The following is an 8,958-nucleotide window of genomic DNA, read 5'->3' on the forward strand; positions in this document are numbered from 1 at the left end:
CGCCGATCGTGCCGGTTGAGGGTCGGGTACCGTTCTGGTCGACCGTGACCGGTGGCTTCCTGGACACCAGGGAGCTCGACGCCGCGTACTGGTACGCCAACCTGCGTCAGACGGTGGAGTTCCGTCACGGCATTGAGAACCTCCTCACCCAAGGGCATGGCCTGTTCATCGAGGTCAGCTCGCACCCGGTCCTGGTTCCGGCGATCGAGGAGGTCATCGGCGAGCAGGACACCGACGCTGCGGCGATCGGCACCCTGCGTCGTGGTGAGGGCGGTTGGCCGCGCCTGACGGCGTCCCTGGCGCAGGCGTTCGTCAACGGCGCCCCGGTCGCCTGGAACACCCTCTTCGAGGGCACCGGCGCCCACCGCGTCGACCTGCCCACCTACGCCTTCCAACGCCAGCGCTACTGGCCGACGAACGCACCTGCCCGCACCTCCGCCACCGACGCTGTGGACGAGCAGTTCTGGGAGGTTGTCCAGGGCGAAGACCTGGAGGGACTGGCCCGCATCCTGGACCTGGGCGACGACGCCCAGGGGACCCTGGGCACCGTCCTGCCCGCGCTCTCGACCTACCGCCGACGCCGGCGCGAGAAGTCCGCCGGGGACGGGTGGCGCTACCGGGTGGTCTGGGAGCCGATGGCTTCCCCGCAGCCCGCGCCGGAGGACGGCTTCGCCGGCAGGTGGCTGCTGGTGACAGCCGCCGGGGCGGCCGACGCCGGCTGGGCGGGTGCCATCGCCGAGGCAGTCGACACCGCGGGCGGCGAGGTCCGCGTGCTGCAACTCGACCCGGCGGACGCCGCCGGAACCGACCGTGCCGGCCTGGCCCAGCGGATCGTCGAGGCCGTCGGCGCCGATCGAACCGGTGGAGCGGATGAGGCCGCCACCGAAGGCGGATTTTCCGGTGTCATCTCGCTGTTGGGGCTGGACGAGCGGCCGATGCCCGACCACGCGGGCGTGGGCGCCGGCCTGGCGGCGACCCTGCTCCTGGTGCAGGCGCTCGGCGACGCAGGTGTCGCCGCTCCGCTCTGGGTGTTGACACAGGGCGCCGTCCTGACCGACCGGTCGGAGTACTTGATCGCCCCCGAGCAGGCTCAGATCTGGGGTCTCGGACGCGTCGCCGCACTGGAACACCCCAGCCGCTGGGGCGGGTTGGTCGATCTGCCGGAGAAGCCGGACGGCACGGCGCTGGACCGGCTGCTCGCCGCACTGACCAACGGGGATGGCGAGGACCAGCTGGCGGTCCGGACGTCAGGCACCTTCGCCCGACGGCTGGTTCGCGCTCCCGGCGCTGACAAGGTGGTTCCGGCGCACGAGTGGCAGCCGTCCGGCACAGTGCTGGTCACCGGTGGCACAGGCGCCCTGGGCGGTCACGTGGCCCGCTGGCTGGCCGGCAACGGGGCACAGCACCTGCTGCTGGTGAGCCGGCGTGGCCCGCAGGCGCCCGGTGCGGACGATCTCGCGGCCGAACTGACCGCGCTGGGTGCGAAGGTGACGATCGCGGCCTGCGACATCGCCGACCGCGACGCCCTGTCCGCGCTGCTGGACGGCATCCCGGCCGAGCACCCGCTGACCGCGGTCGTCCACACCGCCGGTGACGGATCGTCGGGGCTGCTGGACGACTGCGGACTGGACGACCTGGCCGGCGTCGTGCGGGCCAAGATCGCGGGTGCGGTGAACCTCGATGACCTATTGGGCGACCGGGACTTGGACGCCTTCGTGCTCTTCTCCTCGAACGCCGGCGTCTGGGGCAGTGGTGGTCAGGGGGCCTATGCCGCGGCGAACGCGTTCCTGGACGCACTGGCCGAGCGGCGAAAGCTCGAAGGCCGTCCGGCGCTGTCCGTGGCCTGGGGCGCCTGGGCCGGGTCGGGCATGGCCGCCGACGAGGCCGTCGCCGAGCAGCTTCGGCGCCGGGGCGTGCTGGAGATGTCCCCGGCGCTCGCGGTGGCCCTGCTGGTGCAGGCGGTCGGTGAGGAGGCCGCGTGCCTGACCGTGGCGGACGTGGACTGGGAGCGGTTCGCGCCCGCGTTCACCTCGGTCCGCCGCAGTGCGTTGATCAGCAGGATCCCGGAAGCGGCCCGGGCTCTCGAACCCGCCGAGGGTGCGAACGGGGACGCGAGCCAGGACGAGGACCGGGCCCAGCAGCTGCGGGACCGGCTGGCTGCGGCGATTCCGGCTGAACAGCGGCGTATCCTGGTCGAGTTGGTGCGCGAACACGTGGCGGCCGTGCTGGGCCACGCGTCGACGTCGTCGGTGGAGCCGACCGCGGCCTTCTCGGAGCTAGGTTTCGACTCGCTCTCTGCGGTTCGGCTGCGCAACCAGCTGAACGCGGCCACGGGCCAGCGGCTGCCCGCGACAGCGGTCTTCGACTACCCGACCACCGCGGCTCTGTCCGACTACCTGCTGACCTGCCTGGTCGACGGTGAGGCGAGCCCGGACTCCTTCGTGCTGGCGGAGTTGGACAAGCTCGATCCGCTGATCGCCACCGCTTCGACGGACCAGTCGGGCAGCCGCAGGATCGAGGCGCGCCTGGAGGCCCTGCTCGCCAGGATCCGGGAGTCACGCGGCGGATCCGCGCTGTCCGGCCGGGCGGGAGGCACGGACGCGGACGCCGACCCGGGGCTCGCGTTCGACCAGCTCGACGCGGCGACCCCCGACGAGATCCTCAACTTCATCGACCAGCAGTTCGGGCGCTCCTGACCCCGTCTCCTCCCCCCACAGCCACCTGAACCGGCACGACGCAAGGGAATGAACGATGGCGAACGAAGAGAAGCTCGTCGACTACCTCAAGTGGATGACGGCCGACCTGCACAAGACCCGGGAGCGGGTCCGCGAACTTGAGGAGTCCGCGCGGGAGCCGATCGCGATCGTGGGGATGAGCTGCCGCTACCCGGGTGGTGTGCGCTCGCCGGAGGACCTCTGGAAGCTCGTCATGGACGGCGTGGACGCGGTCTCCGGCTTCCCCGAGGACCGTGGTTGGAACGTGGACGGGCTCTACGACCCCGACCCGGAGCGCTCCGGCACGTCGTACGTCCGGGACGGCGGCTTCCTCTACAACGCCGGCGACTTCGATGCGGACTTCTTCGGCATCTCGCCGCGTGAGGCGATGGCGATGGACCCGCAGCAGCGCCTGCTGCTGGAGACCTCCTGGGAGGCCTTCGAGCGAGCCGGCATCGACCCGCTGTCCGTGCAGGGAAGCGACACCGGCGTCTTCGCCGGCGTCATGTACAACGACTACGCCTCCGCGGTGAAGCAGGCCTCCGACGCGTTCGAGGGCTTCCTGGTCACCGGGAACCTCAGCTGCGTCGTGTCCGGGCGCATCTCCTACACCCTGGGCCTGGAGGGGCCCGCCGTCAGCCTCGACACGGGATGCTCGTCGTCGCTTGTCACCCTCCACATGGCCTGCGAGGCGCTGCGCAAGCAGGAATGCTCCTTGGCGCTGGCCGGCGGCGTGTCGGTGATGGCGACGCCGGGTGCGTTCGTCGAGTTCTCCCGGCAGCAGGGCCTCTCCTCGGACGGTCGGTGCAAGGCGTTCGCGGATGCCGCGGACGGCACGGGCTGGGCCGAGGGTGTCGGCATGCTGCTGGTGGAGCGGTTGTCGGATGCGGTGGCGAACGGGCACAAGGTGCTTGCGGTGGTGCGGGGTTCGGCGGTGAACCAGGACGGTGCGTCGAATGGTCTGACCGCGCCGAACGGTCCGTCGCAGCAGCGGGTGATCCGGCAGGCGCTGGCGAATGCGCGCCTGACGACCGGTGATGTGGACGTGGTGGAGGGGCACGGGACGGGGACGCGGTTGGGTGATCCGATCGAGGCGCAGGCGCTGCTGGCGACCTACGGTCGGGACCGGTCGGCCGAACAGCCGCTCTGGTTGGGCTCGTTGAAGTCGAACATCGGTCACACGCAGGCGGCTGCCGGTGTCGGTGGTGTGATCAAGATGGTGATGGCGCTGCGTGAGGGCGTGCTTCCGCAGACCCTGCATGTGGACGAGCCGTCGCGCGCCGTGGACTGGTCGGCGGGTGCGGTGGAGCTGTTGACGAAGTCGCAGGCGTGGCCGGAGGTTGGGCGTCTGAGGCGTGCGGGTGTGTCGTCGTTCGGTGTGAGTGGGACGAACGCGCACGTGATCTTGGAGCAGGTCGAGGAACCTGCGGTGGCGGCTGTTGGCGAGCCTGTGGTTGGGCTTCCGGTGGTGCCGTTGGTGGTGTCGGGCAAGTCCGAGGCGGCGGTGCGGGGTCAGGCCGCGGCGCTGTTGGAGCGGCTGGAGGCCGAGCCCGGGCTGGGGCTGCTGGATACGGCATTCTCGCTGGTTTCGTCGCGGTCGGTGTTCGGGTCCCGGGCGGTGGTGTTGGGCTCCGAGAGCAATGAAATTGTCGCTGGGCTCCGTGAGTTGGCGTCGGGTGGGGTGTCTTCGGGTGTGGTGTCGGGGTTGGTGGTTGATGGTGGTGTGGTGTTCGTGTTCCCGGGTCAGGGGTCGCAGTGGCTGGGGATGGCGGGGGAGTTGCTGGGGTCGTCGGAGGTGTTCGCGGCGCGGATGGGTGAGTGTGAGCGGGTGCTGAGTGGCTTGGTGGATTGGTCGTTGGGTGAGGTGGTGCGTTCGGGTGATGAGGGGTGGTTGGGGCGGGTCGATGTGGTGCAGCCGGTGTTGTGGGCGGTGATGGTGTCGCTGGCTGAGGTGTGGCGGTCGTTGGGGGTTGAGCCGGCGGCTGTGGTGGGTCACTCGCAGGGTGAGATCGCGGCTGCTGTCGTCGCGGGTGGGTTGTCGTTGGTGGACGGCGCGCGGGTGGTGGTGTTGCGCTCGAAGGCCATCGCGGAGGAGTTGGCGGGTTCGGGTGGCATGGTGTCGGTGGGCGCGGGTGCTGGTGAGGTGCGCGGGCTGCTGGAGCGGTGGGGCGGGGATGGCGTGTCGGTTGCGGCGGTGAACGGGGTTGCCTCGACGGTGGTTTCGGGCCCGGCCGTGCCGTTGGGCGAGTTCATGGCGTGGTGTGAGGGTCGTGGGGTGCGGGTGCGGCGGATCCCGGTGGACTATGCCTCGCATTCGCAGATGGTGGAGGGCCTGCGCGAGCGTCTGGCCCGCGATCTGGCGCCGATCGTGCCGGTTGAGGGTCGGGTGCCGTTCTGGTCGACCGTGACCGGTGGCTTCCTGGACACCAGGGGGCTCGACGCCGCGTACTGGTACACCAACCTGCGTCAGACGGTGGAGTTCCGTCACGGCATTGAGAACCTCCTTACCCAAGGGCATGGCCTGTTCATCGAGGTGAGCTCGCACCCGGTCCTGGTTCCGGCGATCGAGGAGGTCATCGGCGAGCAGGACACCGTCGCTGCGGCGATCGGCACCCTGCGTCGTGGTGAGGGCGGTTGGCCGCGCCTGACGGCGTCCTTGGCGCAGGCGTTCGTGCGCGGCGCTCCGGTCGCCTGGCCCACTCTGTTCGAGGGCACCGGCGCCCACCGCGTCGACCTGCCCACGTACGCGTTCCAGCACCAGCGTTACTGGCTGGACGTGCCGCTGCGGGGTGAGGCCGGCGTGGTGGATCCGGTGGATGAGGCGTTCTGGCGTGCGGTGGAGCAGGCGGATGTGTCGTCTGTTTCGGATGTGTTGGGTCTGGACGACGGGCAGGAGGAGTCGCTGGGAGCGGTGCTTCCGGTGCTGTCGTCGTGGCGTCGGCAGGTGCGGGAGGACTCGACGGTCGACGGGTGGCGCTACCGCACCACCTGGAAGCGCATCACGGTCCCGAACTCGCCTTCGCTGACCGGCAAGTGGCTCGTCGTCGCCGCTGCCGAGGGCGACACGCGGTCGGTGGAGCTCTGCCTGGACGCGCTGCGGGGCGCCGGTGCCGAGGCCGAGGTGATCGAGGTCGAGGCGGTGGCGGCGGACCGAGCCCGGCTGGCCGAACAGCTGGCGGACTTCGGGCACGTCGACGGTGTGCTCTCGCTGCTGGCTTCTGCCGAGGGCGAGCACCTGGCCGGAGATGCCGTGCCGGCCGGGCTGGCCGCGACCGTGCTCCTGGTGCAGGCACTGGGTGATGCGGCCGTGACCGCTCCGCTGTGGGTGGTCACCAGTGGCGCGGTGTCGGTCGGCGCGGAGGACCACCTGCTGAGCCCGGTCCAGGCGCAGCTGTGGGGCCTGGGCCGGGTCGCCGCGCTGGAGTACTCGGAGCGCTGGGGCGGGCTCGTCGATCTGGCCTGGGAGCAGGACGATCAGCGGGTGCGCGAAGGGCTGCTGGCGGCGCTGGCAGGTGCCGTCGAGGACCAGGTGGCCGTACGCGTGTCGGGAATGTTCGTCCCCCGCATGCTGGAGGCGCGGCTGGGCGGGCGTTCCGCGAAGCGTCAGTGGCGCCCGTCGGGCACGGTGCTGGTCACGGGTGGCACAGGTGCGCTGGGCGCGCAGGTGGCCCGGTGGCTGGCCGGCCATGGGGCCGAGCATCTGCTGCTGGTGAGCCGGCGTGGCCCGCAGGCACCGGGTGCGGACGAGCTCGCGGCCGAACTGGCCGCGCTGGGTGCGAAGGTGACGGTCGCGGCCTGCGACATCGCCGACCGCGACGCCCTGCACGCGCTGCTGGACGGCATCCCGACCGAGTACCCGCTGACCGCGGTGATGCACACCGCCGTTGCGCTGGACGACGGCATGCTGGACTCGCTCACGGTCGGGCGCTTCGACACCGTGCTCCGTTCCAAGGCCACGGCGGCCTGGAACCTGCACGAGGCGACCCGGGACCGCGAGCTCTCGGCCTTCGTCCTGTTCTCCTCGCTGGTGGGCACGCTGCCGTCGCTGGGACAGGCCAACTACGCACCGGCCAACACCTACCTGGATGCCCTGGCGGAGTTCCGCCGGGCGCACGGGCTCACCGCGACGTCGGTGGTCTGGGGCGCGTGGGGCGGCGCCGGACTGGCCACCGGTGAAACCGCTCAGCAGCAGCTGAGCCGCAACGGCATCCCCCCGATGGCGCCCGACCTCGGCATCAAGGCGCTCCAGCAGGCACTGGATCACGACGAGACCGTCGTGGTGGTCGCCGATGTGGACTGGTCGCGGCTCGCACAGCGACTCAACGCCCTGCGGAGCACTCCGCTCATCGCGGACCTGCCCCAGGTGCGCAGCCTCCGCGCAGCCGCGCCCGGTGCCGCCGGTACCACCGCCGGCACCGGGGCCCTCGCTGACCGCCTGAAGGGGCTCGGCAGGGAGGAGCAGGAGCGGCAGATCCTCGACCTGGTGCGATCGCACGTCGCCGTCGTCCTGGGACACGAGTCGGCGGACGGGATCCACGAGCGCCGCGCGTTCAAGGAGCTCGGATTCGACTCGCTGACCGCCGTCCAACTCCGCAACCGGCTGGCCACGGCCACCGGCACCCGCCTGCCCGCGACCCTCGTCTTCGACTACCCGACGCCCGAGGCGCTGGCCCGCCACCTCGGTGGCCAGCTGCTGGGCATCCAGCCGGACGCCTCGGTCGGGCCCCTCGGTGCCGGAGCCGCCGCGATGGCGGACGAGCCGATCGCGATCGTGGGGATGAGCTGTCGCTTCCCCGGCGGCGTGCGTTCGCCCGAAGAGCTGTGGCGCCTGGTCGCTGACGGCGTCGACGCGGTCTCCGGCTTCCCCACCGACCGCGGTTGGGACATGGGCAGCCTGTACGACCCCGACCCCGAGGTGCCGGGCAAGTCCTACGCCCGGGAAGGCGCGTTCCTGCAGAACGCCGAGGATTTCGACCCGGGGTTCTTCGGGATCTCGCCGCGTGAGGCGCTCGCGATGGACCCGCAGCAGCGCCTGCTGCTGGAAACCTCCTGGGAGGTGCTGGAGCGTGCCGGTATCGCGCCGGACCGGCTCAAGGGCAGCGCTACCGGCGTCTTCATCGGCACCAACGGCCAGAGCTACGTCCCGCTCCTGATGGAGAACGCCGGGGAGGCCAGTGAGCTCGAGGGCTATGTGATGACCGGGAACACGGCGAGTGTGATGTCGGGCCGGGTGTCGTACGTCTTCGGTCTGGAAGGGCCGGCGGTGACGGTGGACACGGCGTGTTCGTCGTCGCTGGTGGCGCTGCACCTGGCGGCGCAGGCGCTGCGGTCGGGCGAGTGCGACCTGGCGCTCGCCGGCGGTGTGACCGTGATGTCGACACCGGGCGCGTTCGTGGAGTTCTCGCGGCAGCGCGGTCTGGCCGCCGACGGTCGCTGCAAGGCGTTCGCGGATGCTGCGGACGGCACGGGCTGGGGCGAGGGTGTCGGCGTTCTGCTGGTCGAGCGGTTGTCGGACGCCCGCCGGCTCGGCCACAACGTGCTTGCGGTGGTGCGGGGTTCGGCGGTGAACCAGGACGGTGCGTCGAACGGTCTGACGGCGCCGAACGGGCCGTCGCAGCAGCGGGTGATCCGGCAAGCGCTGGCCAACGCCGGCTTGTCCACCTCGGAGGTCGACGTCGTCGAGGCGCACGGGACGGGGACGCGGTTGGGTGACCCGATCGAGGCGCAGGCGCTGCTGGCGACCTACGGCCAGGACCGGGACGCCGAACGTCCGTTGTGGTTGGGCTCGTTGAAGTCGAACATCGGTCACACGCAGGCGGCGGCCGGTGTGGCGGGTGTGATCAAGATGGTGATGGCGATGCGGGAGGGTGTCCTCCCGGAAACGCTGCATGTCGATGAGCCGTCGCAGGAGGTGGATTGGGCCTCCGGTGCGGTGGAGTTGCTGACGGAGCGGCGGGCCTGGCCGGAGGTGGCGCGTCCTCGGCGTGCGGGTGTGTCGTCGTTCGGTGTGAGTGGGACGAATGCGCACGTGATCCTGGAGCAGGTGGAGGAGCCTTCGGGGGTGGCGGAGTCGGGGGCTGTGGCTGGGCTTCCGGTGATGCCGTTGGTGGTGTCGGGCAAGTCTGAGGAGGCGGTGCGGGGTCAGGCTTCGGCGCTGCTGGAGTGGGTGCGTGAGGGCGATGTCCGGGTGCTGGATGCGGCGTTCTCGGTGTTGACGTCGCGTTCGGTGTTCGATCATCGGGCG

Annotated in this window: 2 protein-coding genes; both read left to right on the top strand. The window is 71.1% G+C overall.

The window, feature by feature from the left end:
* The coding region (locus tag P3T35_RS40010; RefSeq protein ID WP_280709817.1) for an SDR family NAD(P)-dependent oxidoreductase at positions 1-2,696 on the top strand (2,696 nt) is incomplete at its 5' end.
* A 55-nt stretch (positions 2,697-2,751) separates the two neighbouring features.
* Positions 2,752-8,958 (top strand): type I polyketide synthase (locus tag P3T35_RS40015; protein WP_280709819.1); only part of this gene is annotated, 6,207 nt, incomplete at its 3' end.

The sequence above is a fragment of the Kitasatospora sp. GP30 genome (assembly GCF_029892145.1).
GTDB lineage: Bacteria > Actinomycetota > Actinomycetes > Streptomycetales > Streptomycetaceae > Kitasatospora > Kitasatospora acidiphila.